This window comes from Rhizobium sp. BR 250 (assembly GCF_047445855.1).
In the GTDB taxonomy this organism is placed as follows: domain Bacteria; phylum Pseudomonadota; class Alphaproteobacteria; order Rhizobiales; family Rhizobiaceae; genus Agrobacterium; species Agrobacterium tumefaciens_I.
The window spans coordinates 195,070-214,128 of sequence record NZ_JARWKW010000010.1; the positions used below are offsets into that span (position 1 = coordinate 195,070).

Genomic DNA, 19,059 nt, shown 5'->3' on the forward strand with positions numbered 1-19,059 from the left:
AAGATAGAGCACATCCGCCGCTTCCGTTTAGAGCGGATGCGCTCTAGCGATCAGCGGCGGCTAGCAGCCCACTCCGCCAGATCCCGCTCGGCCCTTTCGAGCGCGCTGTAATTCAGGAGCTTGCGCAGGAAAGCCACGGTCACGGCGCGGGTTCGCAGATTATACCGCCCTTCCGCTTCGTCGTCGCCAGCGGCCTGATGTACGTTCAGTTTCTCATAAAGGCTCTGCAGCCGGTTCTGCACGCTGCGCAGCGACAGGTTGCGGCGGCGGGCAATCGCCTTGTCTGTGAGGCCCAGCGCGACATCGACGAGAATTTCATATTCGGAATCGGTAAAACCATGCGCCTTGCCGAGGCTCTTCTCCTGCAACCCCCGCACTTCCCGGTCGATCACGCATTGCGCCTCGATGAAAATGCTGCGCAGCGCCAGCCGCAGACGGTCATCAGAGGCGGATTTCAGCACGTAACCATAGGCGGCCCCTTCGGGCACGATGCGCGAGACGCCGCGTACATAGGCTTCATCCGAATAGTTCGACCAGAACAGGATGCGGGTATCCGGCCTTTCCTTCCAGATGGTGCGCGCCGCCTCGATGCCGTTGCGCTCGTTCATCTGCAAATCCATGACGATATGGGCCGCCCGGTTCTCCCGCGCGAGCTTCTCGCCCGTCCTGCCGTTGGCCGCCTCCAGCACTTTGTCGCATTCCGGTAGGGCTGCTCTGACAGCTTCATTCAGATAGGCCCGGTGCAACGCATCGTCCTCGACGATCAGCACGTCCATGTCACACATCCTCCCGGTGATCGAAAGCACCTTCCGGCAGGGTCACGGTGATGCATGTGCCTGCCCCATTACGATTGCCGCCGATATCGAATCTCGCCGAAATCAGCCTTGCCCGTGTCTTCATGTTGCCGATGCCGAGACCGCCGGAGGCCACGCCGTCACCGCCGCCATTGCCGTCATCGCTGACCGTTACCCTGAGCCCGCCATCGACGGCGGTGAGGTTCACGGCAATGGTCTCCGGCTGGGCATGGCGAATGGCGTTATTGACCGCCTCCTGCACGATGCGGAACAGTGAGATGGCCACCGTCTTGTCGAGCCTCTCCACCAGCCCGTCCGTCTCATCCGTGACCGACCAATCTATAACCGAGCCGCTATCGCGCACGGAGCGATCCACATAGGTCTCGATCGCCTCAACGACGCCGAACAATTGCAGGATCGAGGGTTTTGCCTCCTCAATGATCTCGCGCAGATCCTGCATGCAATGTTGCAGGCTGCGCACCACCGGCTCCAGCATCTCGCCCGAAACATCGGTCGAATGGCTCATGCGCTCGATGCGCCGCGCAAGTCGTGTCAAATCGGCCAGCGTCTGGTCATGCAGGTCCATGCCGATGCGCTGCCGTTCGGCCTCCAGCGCCTCCGTCAATTGCAGCGCGCCGAGGCGCAGACCCTCTTCGCGGGCATTAGCACGCGCTTCCTCGATGGCCGAGCGTTTGGCCTGTTCGGCGGCGCGGATGGCATAGAAATAGGGCGCCAGCAGATCGGCGACCGCGCGGGCATTCGCCACATCCTCCATCGTATAGGCGTCCGACTGGTGCGAAGAGCAACTCAGCGCACCGATAATATCGCCATGCACCTTCATCGGCACATGCAGGCGGCTATGCAGGTTGAGTTCGATGATCGGGCTTGAAAACGACCCTTCGAAATGAAACCGCGGATCGGCACAGGCATCCCCGCTCAGGAGATATTCAACCTCGCCTGACAGCAGGGAACGGATCGGGCTGCCGCTCAGAAGTGCCGGCGGCTGGCGGCTCCAGGCGCTGACGAGACCGCTTTCATAGGCTATGTGAAATTTGTCATCCAGCTGCTTGATGCAGACATCGAGGTGGACGTGCGGAATGATATGGGTGATCTCGGTGGCGACGGCCTGAATGATGGCGTTAAACTCCAGCTGCCCGGCGAGCAGCCGCGAAATACCCATATAGTGGTGAAAAAGAGCGCTTTTCGGCGTATCCAGCATGTGCGGACGCCCTCCCAAGCGCCTGCCTAATCGACATCAGGCGGCGCAGTTTTAAACACATCAGAACGCCGCATCATCCATTCTGCGCCCGGCAATGCCGTTTCGTCCTGCGGGTTCCCGCATGCTTTCTGCGGAAACCCGCAGGAAGATTGCCGTGATCCGCCTATACAAGCCAAATCTTCTTGGTCATTCTCGCTTGTACTGGGGAACGGAGCTCCAGTGCAACGGGATTTCGTCTGCCGCCGAGGAGATTTGCGGCGGATGAGGGTTCCGGACCCCGAAAGGGCAAGCCACCAGGGAGGAAATCAATGGCTTTCAGAAAGATGCTTCTGGCATCGGCCGCTGTCGCATGCGCAGCTCTGCCGATCACCGCTCACGCCGATACGTCGGCAAAAAAAATCGCGCTCTCAAACAATTACGCAGGCAACTCCTGGCGTCAGGCGATGCTGACCAGCTGGGACAAGATCACCAAGCAGGCGGTTGCAGACAAGCATGTCGCCGCCGCGGACGCCTTCACGACAGCCGAAAACCAGGCAACCGAGCAGGCCGCGCAGATCCAGAACCTCATCCTGCAGGGTTATGACGCCATCGTCATCAACGCCGCTTCGCCGACAGCGCTTAACGGCGCGGTGAAGGAAGCCTGTGATGCCGGCATCACCGTCGTATCCTTCGATGGTATTGTCACCGAGCCATGCGCCTGGCGCATTGCCGTGGATTTCAAGGCGATGGGTGCAAGCCAGATCGATTATCTCGCCAAGGCCATGCCGAAGGGCGGCAACCTGCTTGAAATTCGCGGTCTCGCCGGCGTTTCCGTGGATGACGAAATTCATGCCGGCATCGTTGCGGCCGTCGCAAAGAACCCACAGTTCAAGATTGTCGGTTCGGTCAATGGCGACTGGGCCCAGGATGTTGCCCAGCGCGCCGTCGCCGGCATCCTGCCGAGCCTTCCCGAAGTCGCGGCTGTCGTGACGCAGGGTGGCGACGGTTACGGTGCGGCACAGGCCTTCGCCGCCGCCAAGCGCCCGACACCCACCATCGTCATGGGCAACCGCGAAGATGAGCTGCAATGGTGGAAACAGCAGAAGGACGCGAGCGGCTACGAGACCATGTCGGTCTCCATCGCTCCGGGTGTCTCCACGCTCGCTTTCTGGGTGGCGCAGCAAATCCTCGACGGCAAGGATGTGAAAAAGGACCTGACCGTTCCTTTCCTGCGCATCGACCAGGGCAACCTTGAGGATAACCTCAAGAACACCCAGAAGGGCGGCGTCGCGAATGTGGAATATTCGCAGGAAGACGCCCAGAAGGCCATCGCGTCGGCCAAGTAAGGCTGGGCAATTGCCCGATGTGACCGATTGCGGCGCTCCCCAAAACGGGGGCGCCGCAACAACCATCGATATTATCCTGTTTTCAGATTACTGGCGTAATTGCTCATGAATGACATCATCGAGGCGGAAGAAGTCGTCGCCGCGCGCGGCGTGAAGGTCGTGTTCGGCGCGGTCAAGGCACTGGATGGGGCCGATCTCGTCATCCGTGCCGGGGAATGCCTCGGGCTCGTCGGCCATAATGGCGCGGGAAAATCCACCATCGTCAACGTCATCAATGGCGGGCTGACGCCGCATGAAGGCTCCCTTTCCTATGGCAGTGACCAGAACCGCCACGGCATCGCGGCTGCCCGCGCCAGCGGCGTGCGCTGCGTGTTTCAGGAACTCTCGCTCTGCCCGAACCTCACGATCAGCGAAAATGTCCGCATCATGCATGCCACTATCAGCGGCCGGAACTGGCGCGGTCGCACCCTTTCCGTGATCCGCCACACGCTCGACGAGATTTTTCCCGGTCACGGCATCGATTGTGAGCTGACGATTGCCGAACTTTCCATCGCCGAACGGCAGATGGTGGAAATCGCCATCAATTTCTGCCGCACACCTGAGGCCCCGAGGTTGGTGATCCTCGATGAACCCACCTCCTCGCTCGATGCCGGCCTTGCCGAACAATTGATGGATTATGTCCGCCGTTTTGTCCGCACGGGCGGTTCGGTGCTACTGATCTCGCATATTCTCGGCGAGATTCTCTCAACCGCCACCCGCATCGTGGTGATGAAGGATGGCCGTGTGGTGGCTAACCGGCCGGCCGCGGAATTCACGACGCGCACGCTGGTGGAGGCCATGGGCAGCGTCGTCAAACCGCAGGACAGGCAGAAAAGCGAAAACCGCAAGGCGGGCGAAAAAGTGCTGTCCATGCCGGCGCGCCGGGGCGAAGGCCTTGCCTTCGAGGCTTTCCGCGGTGAAATCATCGGCCTTGCCGGGCTCGGCGGCCATGGCCAGACCGAAGCGCTTCTCGACCTTTACCTTGCCCGCAACAGCAGCTGGCTGCCGGCGCGCAAGACCGATATCGCCTTTGTGGCGGGTGATCGCAGCCTGAACGGCACCTTCCCGCTGTGGAGCATCCTCAAGAACCTGTCCATCGCCTCTCTCAGGGATATTTCATCCGCAGGCATGGTGGACAGGGCGAAGGAAACCGAACGCGGCGATGAGTGGAAAAAGCGCATCGAAATCCGCACGCCTGATATGGGCAACAAGATCCTGTCCCTCTCCGGCGGCAACCAGCAGAAGGTGCTTTTCGCCCGCGCTCTCGCCACCACCGCCAGCACCGTTTTAATGGATGACCCGATGCGCGGCGTCGATATCGGCACCAAACAGGAGGTCTATGACATCTTGAGAACCGAAGCCTCCCACGGCCGCACCTTCATCTGGTATTCCACCGAAATGGATGAAATCCGTCTCTGCGACCGGGTCTATGTCTTCCGCGATGGCGCCATCCAGGCGGAACTCATCGGCGATGATATTACCGAGCAGAATGTGCTGGCCGCTTCCTTTGCCGGAGAAGACCACGCATGAAACTCTCGGCAAACGCCCTCCGCCTCATCATCCCCGCCGCCTCGCTCGCCTTCCTGCTCGCCGCTGTCTTCTACATGCAGCCGCGCGCCATGAGCTATACCGGCATGAACCTCCTGTTCAATCTGGCGGTGCCGATCGCGCTCGCCACCATTGCGCAGATGCTGATCATGTCGGTCAACGATCTCGACCTGTCGATGGGCACCTTCGTCAGTTTCTGCGCCTGCGTCACCGCCACCTTCCTGCAAACCTCGCCGCTGACAGGCATTGCGATCTTTGCCGGGGCGATTGCGGTGTACGCGGTGCTGGGCGCCGTGATCCACATCCGAAACCTGCCCTCCATCGTCGTCACGCTCGGTATGAGTTTCGTCTGGGGCGGCCTTGCCGTGCTGATCCTGCCCTCACCCGGCGGTCAGGCGCCGGCCTTCATCCGCACACTGATGACGGCGAAACCGCCTTTCGTGCCGATCGCCATCGTCGCCAGCATCCTGATTGCTGTTGTCGCCCATTACATCGTCATGCGTTCCTCCTTCGGTGTGCTGATGCGCGGCGTCGGCGGTAATTTCCGCTCGGTCGAGCGTTCCGGCTGGTCGGTCGTCGGCATTCGCGCCGCAACCTTTGCGCTCGCCGGTTTCTTCGCGGTGCTGTCAGGCATCGCCCTTGTGGGGCTGACGACATCGGCAGATGCCAATATCGCGCTGCGCTACACGCTGCTGTCGATTGCCGGCGTCATCCTCGGTGGTGGTGAATTCGTCGGTGGCCGGGTATCGCCCATCGGTGCCGTCATCGGCGCGCTGACGCTGACGCTCGCCGGTTCCTTCCTCTCCTTCATGCGCATTTCGCCGGACTGGCAGATCGGCGCTCAGGGGGCGATCCTCATCATCGTGCTTGCACTGCGCATCCTGCTCAACCGTCTCGAAAAGCGGGAGAAAAACCAATGAACGGGCTTTCGTCTCTCACCAGAAAACCGTGGATCTGGTCCTTTGCCGCAACGGTTGCGGTGTGGATCGTCACCGTGCTCTTCACCGGCGGCGCCAGCTCCTTCGGGCTGTCGCATGCGGCGCTCACCTTCGCGGCCTTCTCCGTCATCGTCGGCATCGGCCAGATGTTCGTCATTACGCTCGGACCGGGTAATATCGACCTCTGCGTTCCCGCGACGATGACTTTGTCGGGCACTCTGGCCCTGAAATTCATGGATGTGTCCGACAGCCTCATCCTGCCCGGACTGCTGATCGCCATCCTGATCGGCATCGCCATCGGCATCGGTAATTATGCGCTGATCAAGCTCCTGCGCATTCCGCCGATCATCGCCACCCTCTCGATGAGCTTCATCGTGCAGTCCATCGCCATCTGGTCGAACCGCGGCCTGCGCATCAAGCCGCCGGAAACATTGGCAACATTCGCGATCTCCAGCTCTTTCGGCATTCCGAACGTGGCGCTTGTCGCACTGCTGCTCTCGGTCGTCGCCTGGCTGCTGCTCGACCGCACATTTTACGGACGCTGGATTTCCGCCATCGGCCAGAGCACCTTCGCTGCCCGCATGACCGGCATTCCGGTGGACGGAACACGTTTCGTCACCTATGTGCTCTGTGCGGTGCTGGCAGCGATCGCAGGTTACCTGCTCGCCAGCTTCTCCGGCGGTGCGGCGCTCAACATGGGTTCGGAATATCTGCTGATGTCCATCGCCGTCGTTGTCATCGGCGGCACGGCGGTGGCGGGCGGCGATTCCAACGTTCCCGGCATCTGGGGCGCCTCGCTTTTCATGTTCCTGGTGGTATCAATGCTGAACACCTATGGTTTCGGCGCCGGCATCCGCCTCATCCTCACCGGCCTCATCATCATTTCCGTCATTCTTCTGGCAAGTGGCCGCAAGGCCACGCGCTGACCCCAAACGACAAGCCTCAAGCGGACCACGCTCATGACCACAGACAAGACCTCCCCTTACGAAATCCACGATGACCGCTTCCGCCATCTGATCGTTGGCAATGCGGAACTGGAAGAGCTTTATTCCGGCTGCCGCTGGGCCGAAGGACCGGTGTGGTTTGCCGATCTCAACTGCCTGCTGTTCAGCGATATTCCCAATGAGCGCATGCTGCGCTGGGTGCCGGATGGCGGGATTTCCGTGTTCCGTCAGCCTTCCAACTTCACCAACGGCAATACCCGCGACCGGCAGGGGCGGCTTGTCTCCTGCGAACATGGCGGCCGCCGCGTCACCCGCACCGAGGTCGACGGCTCGATCACGGTTCTTGCCGACAGCTACGGCGGCAAGAGATTGAACTCACCCAATGATGTCGTCGTCAAATCCGATGGCAGCGTCTGGTTCACCGACCCGACCTACGGCATTCTTTCCGACTATGAAGGCTACAAGGCCGAACCCGAGCAGAAGACCCGCAATGTCTACCGGCTCGACCCCGCAACCGGAAAGATCGACATCGCCATCGACGACTTTGTGCAGCCGAACGGCCTTGCATTCTCACCCGATGAAACGAAGCTTTATGTCGCCGACAGTTCCTACAGCCACGATATCTCCCGTCCGCGCCATATCCGCGTCTTCGACGTGGTGGATGGCGTGAAGCTCGCCAACGGCCGGGAATTCTGCAATCTCGACAATGGCCTGCCCGATGGCTTCCGTCTCGACACGGCCGGCAATCTCTGGACCAGCGCCGGCGATGGCGTTCATTGCTTTGCGCCCGATGGCACGCTGATCGGCAAGATCAAGGTGCCGCAGACGGTGGCGAACCTCACCTTCGGTGGCCCGAAGAAGAACCGCCTGTTCATCACCGCGACCAAATCGCTCTATTCGGTCTATGTCGCCGCCACCGGCGCACAGACGCCCTGAGACGCCGAAACCGGGGAATTCAGACCGGGAGGGAACTGGCAAGACGGCTCAAGCGCGTTATAAATGCGCCATGAGTGACGATTCCAGCCCCTTCCTGACTGACGATATGGATTTCGACGGTGAAGCGCAGGCCAATGAGCCCAGCAGCCGCATGCTTTCCTGGGCGCGCAATTCCGCTCTTTACCGGCTGGAACAGCGCATGATGACGGAAAAGCAGCTGCGCGACGCCATCACGCGCAAGGCGCGGGAAAAATTCGAGGATATCAGCCCGGCGCAGGTCAAGGCGCTCGGCGAATTTGCCGTGACCTTCGCTTACGGCATCAAGGCGCTCGACGATACCGCCTATGCGGAAATCACCGTGCGAAGCGGTCAGCGCAGCGGCAAATCAAAACGTGGGCTGGCGCAGAAACTCCAGATAAAGGGCGTCGCCCGGGAAACGGCAACGGCCGCGTTGCAGGAGACCAACGATCTGGTCGCCGCCGTCATCTTCGCGCGCAAGCGCGCCTTTGGGCCTTATCGCCGTGTCGAGCCGGACGAGAAACGCAAGGCCAAGGAATTTTCCGCTTTCGCCCGCAACGGCTTCGGTTTCGAAATCGGCGCGAAGGTGATGGCGATGACGGTGGAAGAAGCGGAAGACATCCTCTCCGATGCTCCCCTCTGATATTTATTGCGGCAGGGGATGCGTCTTCAGATAGGCGATCAGGTCCGTTATATCGGTCTCGCTCCACAGCCCGAAAAAACGCATCGCATTTCCGGGGATCGCCTTCTTCGGGCTGGCGATGAAGGCTTGCAGTTCCTCTTCCGTCCAGACCCGGCCAGCCGCGCCGGCATCCTTCAGCGCCTGCGAATAATGGCCGTAATCGGCCACGGACGCCATCGGCCTGCCGACCACACCCATCAGATGCGGCCCCATGCGGGTGCGCGGCGCATCGACGCTATGACAGGTGGAACAGCGGCTGAAAACCTTCTCGCCATGGGCCGCATCGCCCTCGGCAAAGGCGGACGCCGCAAGCAGGAGGAAAAACGCGGTCGCGGCCGCAGCTTGTTTGGACACGGAAATCATGGCCCGGATAATACAACGCCCTCTCCGTCTGACAACGAAGAGGGCGTGTTTTGGCATGCGACAGAATGCCCGGTCAAAACACCGGGCGCTTCGCAGATCAGTTCATGGCCGTCAGCGTCACGGAGGTACCGGTCGCTGCGAGGTTGAGGCCAACCTGACCCGTCACGCTGACCGTCTGAAGCTGGATCGAGCCCGAGGTGCCGCCAACGAGAACGTTGGTGCCGACGCCGAGACCGACGGTGACTTCAGCCGTAGCGCCCTGATAGAGGCCGCCCAGCGAACCGCGGTGGTAACCGGCGGTCGGGGCGAAAACGGCCCAGACCAGACGGCCCTGCGTGGTGAAACCAAGGTCAACGCCCATCTTGCGGATGGCGCCGGTGTAATGGTCGGTGCGACGGGCGCCGATCGTGGACTGGAAAGTGCAATCCAGTTCCTTGGCCGAGCCGATCACGTAACCGACGCCGCCGCCGATATCGCAGGTGAGGTAACCGATCTTGACGCCGTTGCGTTCGTCCTGCTCCTGCGGAGCCGGCTCATATCTTGCAAGGTCGGCAGCGAGTGCGGATGCGGTTCCGCCAAGGCCCATCGTCAATGCGGCAAAAGTTACGGCAACAGCCTTTTTCATCTGATTTTCTCCTGTTTTATTCCTACCCGCAGCAGCCCTTCTTGCCCTCTCCGGATATTGAATTCCGCACTGTTAACGTTTGTTCCCAGAAATCGATCCAAAACAACTTAATTGGAGGCGATGAAAGCGGAACGGTTAACAATGTCTCATCGCGGTAGGATGCCATTAAGACATTGTTAGGGCGGGAAATGCGCGCGGAATCACCATCAACAACAAGCGTTTCCTGCCGTTGTTTTGCTGCAACATCTCAAAGCGGCAGTGCGACGGGAAAACCGGTGGCGGCATGGGTCATGACATCCATGCGAACACCATAAATACGCTCCAGCGTCTCCGGCGTCATGATCTCCTGCGGCGTTCCCCGGGCGATGAGATTGCCGGAATGCAGGGCGATAATCTCGTCGCAGAACCGTGCCGCCATGTTCACATCGTGCAGCACCACGATGACGCCGAGGCCTTTTTCACGCGATAGCCGCTGCACCAGCGAAAGCACCTCGATCTGGTGCGCCATGTCGAGTGCGGAGATGGGTTCGTCGAGAAGCAGGCTTTCGGCATTCTGGGCCACCAGCATGGCAAGCCACACGCGCTGGCGTTCGCCACCGGAAAGCGTATCCACCAGCCGGTCGCGGAAGGCGACGGTATCAGTGAGTTCGATCGCCTCGTCCACCTTCTCCTGGTCCGCCCTGGTGAATTGTCCGAGCGCGCCATGCCAGGGATAACGGCCGAGTGCCACCAGTTCCTTGGCCAGCATGCCGGAGGCGGCCGGCGTATATTGCGGCAGATAGGCGAGCTTGCGCGCAAATTCGCGGTTGCCCCAGGCGTTCAACGGTTTTCCCTCGAACGAAACCCGGCCCGCCGTCGGCTCCTGCATACGCGCCAGAATCTTGAGCAGTGTCGATTTTCCCGAACCATTATGGCCAATCAGGCCGATGGTCTTGCCGGTCGCAAAACTTGCCGTCAGCGGATGCAGCAAGGTCCTGCCCGGCACCTCCATCGTCACACCATCAAGAGAAAAAAGCGGAGTATTGTCGTAATCGACGGCAAGCGCTGCCTGACCCATGGTTCTCATCTCCGTAAATCAACTAAAAAAATCATCATCGCCTGCCTGACAGCCAGATCAGATAAGGCGCACCGGCGAGCGCCGCAAAAAGCCCGAGCGGCAGCTCGTAGGGAAAGGTGACCGTTCGCGCGCCGAGATCGGAAAGCGCCATCAACACCGCACCGAACAGGAAGGAGGCGAAGAGATGGTCGCGCGGCGTGGTGAACCCGGCCCGCAGCGCAATATGCGGTGCCATCAACCCGACGAAACTCAAGGGGCCAACGAGCAGCGAGGCAGCCCCGGTGGCAATGCCCGCCACCGCAATGACGGCGATGCGCGCGGCGCTAAGCGGCAGGCCGAGGGCAAGCGGCACATCCCGGCCGAGCGGCAGGATCGTCAGCCAGCGTGTCACCGAAAGGGCAGCGACCAGAAGCACGACGGAAAGGATGGCGAGAAAGATCGCCGAAGCCGGGGTCGCCGTCGAACCGGAACCGCTGAGCCAGGCAAGAATCTGCCACGCCCGCTGGTCACCAATGGCAAGCAGCGCCGAGAGCACCGCCGAGCAGAGCGAACTGACGGCAATGCCCGCAAGCAGTATTTTTTCCGGAGCCAGATGCCGGCGCACGGCGAAGAACAGCACGAGGATCATGACTGCGGCCGAACCGATGCCGGCGCCGCAAAACAGTTCGAACAGGCCTGCCGCCGGAAAAACCGTGATCGCGGCGGCAAAACCGAGGCCGGCACCACCGCTGACACCGATCACTTCCGGGCTTGCCATGGGATTGCCGGTGAGCCGCTGCAAAAGCGCACCCGCCATGGCGAGAAGACCGCCGGCGGCTATGGCTGCCACCAGCCGTGGCCAGCGGAAGGGCAGAAGGCTTTGCAGATCACTGGCCTTGAGCATTGTCCAGCCTTCAGGCCCCTTGCCGATGGCGAGTGCGGCAAACACCAGCACGGCCATGATGATGAGCACCGGCAGCAGGGCCGCAGCCCCACGTCTTGTGGCAAGATCGACGCCTTCGCCGCGATGAACATCGGTCGGTCGGATTTTTGGCAAGAGCCATAAAAGCAGCGGGCCGCCGATCAGCGCCGTCACCGCACCCGTCGGAAAAACTTCCGCCGTCGTACTCGCCAGAAGCTGCACGAGACCGTCACAGAACCAGAGGAGCAGACCGCCCAAAAGGGGCGAAACAAACAGGACGGAAGACGAGCGCCGCACACCGAGCGCACGGGTGAGCGCCGGTGCGGCAAGACCGATGAAACTGACGAGGCCGACCGCTGCGGCAACGAAGGCAGCCAGCGCGACCGCAACGGATGCGACCGCCAACCTGATCGAGAACAACGATACGCCAAGCGATCGCGCACCGGAATCGCCAAGACCAAGAACCGTGAGCGGCCTTATCAGCAAGCCGGTCAGGGCAAGCCCGGCTAGAAGCTGGAAAGCAAGCACAACGGCATTCGACCAGTCCTGCTGGCTGAGCGAGCCGCCATTCCAGACGACGAGGGACATCAGATATTCGCCCTGCGCCAGCGTCAGCGCCGCCGAAACGGAAGCAGCGGTGATGCCGACCAGCAGCCCGGACACCACCATCGTCACCGGCTCGAACGAGCGTCGCCAACCGAGAAGGAAAACGATGCCGGCCGCAGCCGCCGCGCCGGCGAGCGCCACCCATGCGCGGTTGCCATCCAGCACCGAAGGAAAGAACAGGGTGGCGATGACGATGGCGAGCTGCGCGCCGGCCGATATGCCGAGCGTCGAAGGGTCGGCAATAGGATTGCGCAGCAATTGCTGGAAAAGGGCGCCCGACAGGCCGAGCATCGCGCCCGCAAGGATGGCAACCGCCACGCGCGGCAGCAGGCTGAAGGCGAAGATGATCTGATCCATCGACATGGATGCGGCATCGAATGGAAGGCTTGGCCAAGCATCGAGGGGCAGCTGCTGCAGGCCGGCATGCAGGGAAAGGCCGCAAGCGAAAACAAACAGGAGCCCGAAGAAAAACTGGAGAGGCCGCACCGTCACAGGGCTTCCCCCTGCGCCGTCAGGGCCTCGGTCAGAAGCCGCGCAAACCGCATGCCGGCGGTGATGCCGCCATAGGGGCCGACATTGCCGAGCGTCACCACCCGGCCTTCCCGCACCGCCGGAAGCGCGCGCCAGATGGCGCTGTTGCGCAGGCTTTCGCGGGCTTCCACCGGAATATCGGAAACGATGACGATACGCGCCTCCGGCGCGGCCGCGAGATTCTCGAGCGGCACCGGCGCCGCGAAGGTGAATTGCGACCGATCCACCCAGGCATTGGCAAGCCCCAGCCTGCCAAGGACATCGCCGAACATGCTGTCCGCACCAAATGCACGAAAATGCCGGGCATCGCCGATATTGATGACATAGGTCGGGCGCGCGGAAAAACCGGCAAGACGGGTCCGCATGGCTTGCAGCGCCTCTTCCGTTTTGATGAGAACCTTGCGTGCCTCATCAGTGCGCCCGAGCTTTTCACCAAGCGCGGTGACCGCCGCCAGCGCCTTTTCGAACGGCGGCTCGCCCTTCACGTAAAAGGGCAGAGAAAACACCGGGGCGATCGCTTCCAGCCTGCCGGTATAACGCGTGTAGAAAGGCGAAATCAGGATGAGATCCGGCCGGGTGAGTTGCAAAAGCTCGAAATTCGGCGCGCCGCGCAGGCCGAGATCGGCGACGGTTTCAGGAATTTCCGGCTCGACCGCGCCGGCCCGAAACTGGATGAGTTCGGTTGCCGCGACCGGCATGACGCCAAGCGTCACGGAGGTTTCGAGCATCGCCCAATCGATGGCGGCAATGCGCGGCATCGCCTGCGCCTGCACCCTGCCAGCAAGGGCGGAAGCCGCGAGCAGGCCCAGAAACTCCCGCCGCCCCCAAAAGGGGGACATCCATCGATCCTTACGCGTCATGCCCCTGCTGCTTCACTTTGATATGGCGTTACCAACGGTAAGTCAGCTTGCCCATAACCGTTCTTCCGTCACCGTAATAGCATCCGAAAGTGGAGCAACTAGAAATATATTCTTTATCAGTCAAGTTTTGCACCAGAAGCGAGGCGCGGTAGCCGTTCTTCTCGTAATGCACGCCGAGATCGAGAAGGGCGAGGCCCTTCATTTCGAAGGCATTGGCGGCATCGCCATAACGCTTTCCGACATAACGGACACCGCCGCCGATGCCGAAACCCTCAAGCGCGGTATCTTCGGCAAAGGTGTAATCCAGCCAGAGGCTTGCGGCATGCCGGGGCGTGCTATCAAGCTCCTTGCCGTTATTCACACGGCCGGAAACTTCGCTGTCCATGTAGGTATAGGCCGCGCGCAGATCGAGCCCGTCGGCAAGGCTTGCAACGCCTTCCAGTTCGAGGCCTTTCACATGCGCCTCATCCATCTGCTGCGTCACACCGCCCACGGTCGTCGTGACATTCTTCTGTTTCAGGTCGTAGATCGCGGCGGAGAAGAAACCGTCGAAACCCTCGGGCTGATATTTGATGCCCGCCTCCCACTGCTCCCCGGTGGTGGGCTTCGGCGCATCGCCGACAGCCGGCTGCGGCACCGGCTCGAAGGAGGTGGCATAGCTGACATAGGGCGCGAAGCCGCCGTCGAAGAGATAGCTGACGCCGACGCGGCCCGTCAGCTTGTGATCGTCCTTGTCGAGAGAGCGATAGGTGGTGCCGCTGAAAGTCGTGCCGCTGGTGCTTGCCCAGTCCTGACGCAGCCCGGCGGTGATGCGCCAGTTCTCGATCGCCATCTCGTCCTGTGCATAAAGACCGATCTGGGAAATATCCGTCTTCACATCGGCATAAAGCGTGCGCGAGGTCAGGCTGATCGGCCCGCCATAGACCGGGTTGACGGGGTTGAGCGGCGTCGCGGCCCAGAATTCGGTTTTGACGTTATTGTCGAAATAACGGTAGTCCAGCCCGACAAGCAGGGTGTGATCGACTGGCCCCGTGGAAAAATCTGCCTGCAGGCTGTTGTCGATGTTGAAGGTGTTCAGCAGCTCGTCCTGGAACGTCGCATTGCGGCGGATGAGATTGCCGATCATGCCGCCGCTGGTCGAAGACATGCCGAGCGCCCGGTAGGACCAGTCGAAATTGGAATAACGCGCATTCTGCCGGAAGGTGAAGGTTTCGTCGAAACGGTGCTCGAATTCATAACCGATATTGGTGAACTTGCGGTTTGACGTGTCAAAGGAGGGATCGCCGACATAAAAGCTGCGATCCAGCATGTTGCCCGGCCGCGAATAAGTCAGCGCCGGCGGCAGGCCGGAGGGCGAGCTGGGATTATCGTGCTGATAGGAGGCAAGAACCGTCAGCTTCGTGTCCTCATCCGGCTGCCATGTCAGCGCCGGGGCGATGAAATAGCGGTCGTTCTGCAGATTATCCGTCTGGGTGTGGGCGTTGCGGGCAAGGCCGGTCAGGCGATAGGCGAAACTGTCGGTGCCCGCCACCGGTCCACCAATATCGAACATCGACTGGTAATAATCGAAGCTGCCGATCTGCGCCCCGACTTCACCGAAGCGCTCGAAGGTCGGCCGCTTGCTGACGAGATTGATGAGACCGCCGGGATTACCCTGACCGTAAAGCACCGAGGCTGGCCCGCGAATGACTTCCACCCGCTCCAGACCGTAGACCTCGTAGGACGGCGCACCGGCCGTGCGCATCAGCCGCAGGCCGTTGAGGAACTGCAGCTGGTTCCCCTGGAAGCCGCGAATGCGCGGCGCATCAAAACGCGGATCGGCACCGAATGGCTGCGCGACGACGCCGGGCACATAATTCAGCGCCTCGCTGAGAGTGCGGACGTTCTGCGCATCCATCTGATCCTTGGTGATGACGGAGACCGATTGCTGCGTCTCGATCAGCGAGCGGCCTGTCTTGGTGGCGCTGGCGCTGGTTTTCGCGACATAACCTTTCACCGGTGCCTTGGGATCCTGATTTTTGGCGCCTTCCACGGTGATGGTTTGCAGGACCGTCGTTCCGGCTTCCTGAGCAAGGGCAGTAGCGGGAGCCAGGAACGCCACATAGGCAATGGCGGCGCAACCACCAGCCAGAATGGAAATGTGTTTGGATTTTCCCTGCACGCCAATACCCTTCATCACCCGCGCCGCCACAAGACGGTTATTTTTCTGGAGAATTTAACTCATCTTATTACGCAAGGTGCAGATTGTGATCCAATAAGTGACTCCGGTTTTTTTCATAACTATTGATTATGAAAAATCGCATTGATAATAGCTTGGAATTATTCAAATCTACCGGGAAAGGCCGTGACGATGGGCAGGAAGCCAGCGGGTCGCGCCGATACATTCGAGCTGCGGCACCTGCGCTATTTCACCACGCTGGTGGATGAGCGCAATTTCGAACGTGCCGCCGCCCGTCTCGGCATTGCCCAGCCCGGTTTGAGCCAGCAGATCATGGCGCTTGAGGATATTGTCGGCATGCCGCTGCTCGATCGGACGCGCCGGTCGGTGAAGCTGACGACGTCTGGCCAGCTGCTCTACGAGGACGCCCGGAAAATCCTTGCCAATGCCGAGGCGGCACTTGCCGCACTCAAACGTGTCGGCCGTGGCGAGACGGGTCGCATCTCCATCGGTTATGTCGCCTCCGCCGCCTATTCCGGCCTGATGATCCAGTCCATCGCCAGTTTCCGCGCCTCCCATCCCGATGTTGAATTGCAGCTCATCGAGATGGAAATGCGGTTGCAACTGGCCAAGATCGCCGATGGCAATCTGGATTTCGCCTTCATCCGCCCGCCGGCTCCCATTCCGGAAGGGGTGACGACCCATGTGATTCTGCGCGAGCCGCTGATGGCCGCCCTGCCGGAGAACCATCCTCTGGCGTATGCAGTGCAGCTCGATCTCAAGAACCTTGCCGGCGAAACCTTCATCACGCCACGGCAGCCGCCGGATGTCGGCTTTCACTACAATACGATGGAGGCCTGCAACGAGGCCGGGTTCCAGCCGGTGATCAGCCCGGAAGGCCGAGATTACACCACCATTGCCAGCATGGTGGCCATCGGCCTCGGCGTGGCGCTGGTGCCCCGCTCGCTCGATTGCCTGAGGCTGCCCGGCGTGCGTTACGTACCGCTTGCAGCAAGCGCCACGACCTCGGACCTCGCCATCGCCCACCGGAAAACGGAAGCCTCTCCCGCCGTCAGGGCTTTCATTCTCCATACCCGTAATTGAAGCGGCGGCACCCGCCCATCCGCTGAATATCCACAGCCCGCCTGCCGATCCCGTGGACGACAAATCCGCCCTGATACGGTTGCACCGCATCGGCAGCAACTGGCCGGTGCGGTGCAACCGCATGAGATTGCCGGGAAATCCCGCCCCTTCCCCGGTCCGGCGGAAGCAGGACGGTAATTCCGAACGGAAATTTCCGTCCCCGCTTGTTCCCGCTCCTCCGGCGCGCCGCATAATCATGGCAGATTTCGACTTACGGGAGACAAAAATGGCTGAGACTTACGAACACCACGCCGCCGGCCTCGAATCCCCGGCATCCCACGCTTTCGATGTCGTTGCGGACGATGTGAACCCGCTTCCCTCACCCACCCGCGCCATCTATGTGGGCAATGGCGGCCACCTTTGCATGACACTTCTTTCGGGAGCAACGGTGACGTTCCAGAACCTGCCCGCAGGCAGCCTGCTGCCGGTCAGGGCCACGCGCATATTTTCAACGCGCACCACCGCCACAGGCATCGTCGGGCTCAGTTAGAGCCAAGCTGTCACCACCTTTTATCGATCGGAAACCATGCCCTGCCCCCGGGCAGCGCCACGTTGTGTGACACTTTCATGACAAGCTTTCAGGTTAATGTCAGCAAAATGACGCATCCGCCATCAATCGGCCCATGCGGCAGTTCGGTCAGGGCGGTTTTCCGCCCCTCTTCGCTGCCCTCGGCCCCTCGGAAATCTGGTGGATCTGGCAGTGGCTCTTTTTACCGCGAAAGCGACGGGAACAGTAACATATCGTCCGGAAATCGGCAGTGTGCCGCTCAGCCTGCTGACGGCGGCCTATCTGCTGCTTTTCACCAACCGGACATTCTGGTCGAAGGTTCACACCTATCTTTCCGCCTATCCGGTTGCCATCGTCGCGCTTTATGTGGCCATGGCCGCCCTTTTCGGCGCGCTCATCATCATTTTCTCCGCCAAGTATCTCCTCAGGCCGTTTCTGATCTTCCTGATCTTCGCGGCAGCGGCTGCCTCCTGGTTCATGGACCGTTACGGCATCGTCATCGACAGCGACATGATCCGCAACGCCATGGAAACGACACAGGCGGAAGCGGGCAATCTCATCACGCCCGGCTTTCTCTGGCATATGGCGGTTTACGCGCTGGGACCGTCCATCCTCGTTGCCGCCGTCCGGGTCCGGCACCGGCCGATCCTCGACAAGCTTTTGTGGAACACGATCAGCATCCTGATCTGTCTTGCCGTTGCCGGCATCATCAGCTTTGCGAATTCCAAGACATTCACCACCGCCATTCGCCAGCACAAGGACCTCGTCAAGAGCGTCAACCCCCTGTCGCCGATCATGTCGGCCGTGCATTATTTCACGCTGGCCGGCAAGGAAGTCGATATTCAGGTCAGCCCCATCGGCAAGGATGCCAAGGTTCTGCCGGCCCTCGGCGGCGTGCACAAACCGCGTATCACCGTTATTGTTGCGGGCGAGACCGCGCGTGCGGCAAACTTTTCCCTGAATGGTTACGGGCGCGATACAAACCCGGAACTCGAAAAACGCGGCGTCGTCTATTTTCCGAACACGACCAGCTGCGGCACCGCCACGGCGATTTCCATCCCCTGCATGTTCTCGAAATTCCCGCGCTCGCAATATAGCCACAACAAGGCACTCGCCAATGAAAACGTCATGGATGTCCTCGTCCATGCCGGTGTCGGCGCCACATGGCTGGACAACAATACCGGCAGCAAGAATGTCGCCGACCGCATTGCCTATTTCGACCTGCCTTCCACCAATGACAGCCGGTTCTGCACCGGCGGGGAATGCCGCGACGACATCTTCTTCGACAAGCTCGACGCCTGGCTCAACAACGTCACCAAGGACAGCGTCATCGTGCTGCACCAGATGGGCAGCCACGGGCCGACCTATTATCTGCGCTATACCGACGAGTTCCGCAAATTCACCCCGGACTGCCGCACCGCCGAGCTCGGCAATTGCACCGATGCGGAAATCACCAATTCCTACGACAATACGCTGCTCTACACCGACCATTTCCTCTCGACCGTGATCGACAGGCTGAAGGCCCGTTCCGACAGGCTGGCAACGGGCATGATCTATGCGTCGGACCACGGCGAATCGCTTGGTGAGAACGGCGTCTACCTGCACGGCGCGCCCTATCTGCTGGCGCCCGACCAGCAGACCCATGTGCCGTTTCTTGTCTGGTTCGACGACGATTTCGCCAGATCCATGGGGCTGGACAAGGCGTGCCTGGCAAAAAGCGCGGCAGAGGGCGGGCGCTCGCATGACAATTATTTCCACAGCATTCTCGGCATGATGAACGTCTCCACCTCTGTCTACGATCCCTCGCTCGATGTCTTCAGCGGCTGCACCCGGCGCCAGAACAGCTGAAAAGAGCATGCTTGAC

General features: G+C 60.9%; 17 protein-coding genes. 9 read left to right on the forward strand and 8 right to left on the reverse strand.

Annotated features, from left to right (window positions below; all coding sequences use genetic code 11):
• Nucleotides 1-50: 50 nt before the first annotated feature.
• Complete coding sequence (locus tag QD336_RS17260; RefSeq protein ID WP_499171471.1) at nt 51-776, reverse strand: response regulator transcription factor; 726 nt, start codon at nt 774-776, stop codon at nt 51-53.
• Nucleotide 777: 1 nt separating this feature from the next.
• Nucleotides 778-2,013 carry a GAF domain-containing sensor histidine kinase gene (locus QD336_RS17265; RefSeq protein WP_499171472.1) on the reverse strand — a complete coding sequence of 412 codons (1,236 nt, stop codon included), beginning with the start codon at nt 2,011-2,013 and terminating at the stop codon, nt 778-780.
• A gap of 308 nt (nt 2,014-2,321) precedes the next feature.
• Between QD336_RS17265 and QD336_RS17270 the strand changes: the two genes are divergently transcribed.
• From QD336_RS17270 to recX, 6 genes are all read left to right on the forward strand, one after another.
• A complete protein-coding gene (locus QD336_RS17270; protein WP_269344866.1) occupies nt 2,322-3,338 on the forward strand; it encodes an ABC transporter substrate-binding protein in 1,017 nt (338 codons plus the stop codon).
• A 105-nt stretch (nt 3,339-3,443) separates the two neighbouring features.
• A complete protein-coding gene (locus QD336_RS17275; protein ID WP_269344864.1) occupies nt 3,444-4,907 on the forward strand; it encodes an ATP-binding cassette domain-containing protein in 1,464 nt (487 codons plus the stop codon).
• The gene (locus QD336_RS17280) at nt 4,904-5,845 is read left to right on the forward strand and encodes an ABC transporter permease (RefSeq protein ID WP_269344862.1); all 942 of its coding nucleotides are present in this window, start codon (nt 4,904-4,906) and stop codon (nt 5,843-5,845) included. Before QD336_RS17275 ends, QD336_RS17280 begins: the two co-directional genes overlap by 4 nt.
• Nucleotides 5,842-6,789, forward strand: a complete 948-nt coding sequence (locus QD336_RS17285) for an ABC transporter permease (protein WP_269344861.1) — start codon at nt 5,842-5,844, stop codon at nt 6,787-6,789. The genes QD336_RS17280 and QD336_RS17285 overlap by 4 nt, the downstream gene beginning before the upstream one ends.
• 33 nt (nt 6,790-6,822) lie before the next feature.
• Entirely contained in the window at nt 6,823-7,743 is a 921-nt protein-coding gene (locus QD336_RS17290; protein WP_269344860.1) for an SMP-30/gluconolactonase/LRE family protein, read from the forward strand.
• Between the two features lie 70 nt (nt 7,744-7,813).
• A complete protein-coding gene (gene recX / locus QD336_RS17295) occupies nt 7,814-8,404 on the forward strand; it encodes a recombination regulator RecX (RefSeq protein ID WP_269344858.1) in 591 nt (196 codons plus the stop codon).
• A gap of 3 nt (nt 8,405-8,407) precedes the next feature.
• Here the strand turns inward: recX and QD336_RS17300 are convergent, their stop codons facing one another.
• The 6 genes from QD336_RS17300 to QD336_RS17325 form a co-directional block, all read right to left on the reverse strand.
• The gene (locus QD336_RS17300; protein ID WP_269344856.1) at nt 8,408-8,806 is read right to left on the reverse strand and encodes a c-type cytochrome; all 399 of its coding nucleotides are present in this window, start codon (nt 8,804-8,806) and stop codon (nt 8,408-8,410) included.
• A gap of 97 nt (nt 8,807-8,903) precedes the next feature.
• A complete protein-coding gene (locus tag QD336_RS17305; protein WP_269344854.1) occupies nt 8,904-9,431 on the reverse strand; it encodes a DUF992 domain-containing protein in 528 nt (175 codons plus the stop codon).
• 247 nt (nt 9,432-9,678) lie between these two features.
• Nucleotides 9,679-10,488 carry an ATP-binding cassette domain-containing protein gene (locus tag QD336_RS17310; RefSeq protein WP_499171473.1) on the reverse strand — a complete coding sequence of 270 codons (810 nt, stop codon included), beginning with the start codon at nt 10,486-10,488 and terminating at the stop codon, nt 9,679-9,681.
• Nucleotides 10,489-10,522: 34 nt separating this feature from the next.
• Complete coding sequence (gene fhuB / locus QD336_RS17315) at nt 10,523-12,487, reverse strand: Fe(3+)-hydroxamate ABC transporter permease FhuB (protein ID WP_499171474.1); 1,965 nt, start codon at nt 12,485-12,487, stop codon at nt 10,523-10,525.
• Complete coding sequence (locus tag QD336_RS17320; RefSeq protein ID WP_269344851.1) at nt 12,484-13,386, reverse strand: iron-siderophore ABC transporter substrate-binding protein; 903 nt, start codon at nt 13,384-13,386, stop codon at nt 12,484-12,486. Before QD336_RS17320 ends, fhuB begins: the two co-directional genes overlap by 4 nt.
• Before the next feature lie 28 nt (nt 13,387-13,414).
• Nucleotides 13,415-15,577: a TonB-dependent siderophore receptor gene (locus QD336_RS17325; protein WP_269344850.1), complete on the reverse strand. Its 2,163-nt coding sequence runs from the start codon at nt 15,575-15,577 to the stop codon at nt 13,415-13,417.
• Nucleotides 15,578-15,736: 159 nt separating this feature from the next.
• On the opposite strand from QD336_RS17325, the gene QD336_RS17330 reads away from it, so the two are divergent.
• The 3 genes from QD336_RS17330 (at nt 15,737) to QD336_RS17340 (ending at nt 19,043) form a co-directional block, all read left to right on the forward strand.
• Complete coding sequence (locus tag QD336_RS17330) at nt 15,737-16,648, forward strand: LysR family transcriptional regulator (protein WP_269344849.1); 912 nt, start codon at nt 15,737-15,739, stop codon at nt 16,646-16,648.
• Between the two features lie 265 nt (nt 16,649-16,913).
• On the forward strand, nt 16,914-17,177 hold the full coding sequence (locus tag QD336_RS17335) for a spike base protein, RCAP_Rcc01079 family (RefSeq protein ID WP_269344848.1): 264 nt from the start codon (nt 16,914-16,916) through the stop codon (nt 17,175-17,177).
• 198 nt (nt 17,178-17,375) lie between these two features.
• Nucleotides 17,376-19,043, forward strand: a complete 1,668-nt coding sequence (locus QD336_RS17340) for a phosphoethanolamine transferase (protein ID WP_269344846.1) — start codon at nt 17,376-17,378, stop codon at nt 19,041-19,043.
• Nucleotides 19,044-19,059: the final 16 nt, after the last annotated feature.

Coding starts and splice junctions, on each gene's coding strand:
- QD336_RS17260 (WP_499171471.1), bottom strand. CDS start 776: ATGGACGTGCTGATCGTCGAGGACGATGCGTTGCACCGGGCCTATCTG.
- QD336_RS17265 (WP_499171472.1), bottom strand. CDS start 2,013: ATGCTGGATACGCCGAAAAGCGCTCTTTTTCACCACTATATGGGTATT.
- QD336_RS17270 (WP_269344866.1), top strand. CDS start 2,322: ATGGCTTTCAGAAAGATGCTTCTGGCATCGGCCGCTGTCGCATGCGCA.
- QD336_RS17275 (WP_269344864.1), top strand. CDS start 3,444: ATGAATGACATCATCGAGGCGGAAGAAGTCGTCGCCGCGCGCGGCGTG.
- QD336_RS17280 (WP_269344862.1), top strand. CDS start 4,904: ATGAAACTCTCGGCAAACGCCCTCCGCCTCATCATCCCCGCCGCCTCG.
- QD336_RS17285 (WP_269344861.1), top strand. CDS start 5,842: ATGAACGGGCTTTCGTCTCTCACCAGAAAACCGTGGATCTGGTCCTTT.
- QD336_RS17290 (WP_269344860.1), top strand. CDS start 6,823: ATGACCACAGACAAGACCTCCCCTTACGAAATCCACGATGACCGCTTC.
- recX (WP_269344858.1), top strand. CDS start 7,814: ATGAGTGACGATTCCAGCCCCTTCCTGACTGACGATATGGATTTCGAC.
- QD336_RS17300 (WP_269344856.1), bottom strand. CDS start 8,806: ATGATTTCCGTGTCCAAACAAGCTGCGGCCGCGACCGCGTTTTTCCTC.
- QD336_RS17305 (WP_269344854.1), bottom strand. CDS start 9,431: ATGAAAAAGGCTGTTGCCGTAACTTTTGCCGCATTGACGATGGGCCTT.
- QD336_RS17310 (WP_499171473.1), bottom strand. CDS start 10,488: ATGGGTCAGGCAGCGCTTGCCGTCGATTACGACAATACTCCGCTTTTT.
- QD336_RS17320 (WP_269344851.1), bottom strand. CDS start 13,386: ATGACGCGTAAGGATCGATGGATGTCCCCCTTTTGGGGGCGGCGGGAG.
- QD336_RS17330 (WP_269344849.1), top strand. CDS start 15,737: ATGGGCAGGAAGCCAGCGGGTCGCGCCGATACATTCGAGCTGCGGCAC.
- QD336_RS17335 (WP_269344848.1), top strand. CDS start 16,914: ATGGCTGAGACTTACGAACACCACGCCGCCGGCCTCGAATCCCCGGCA.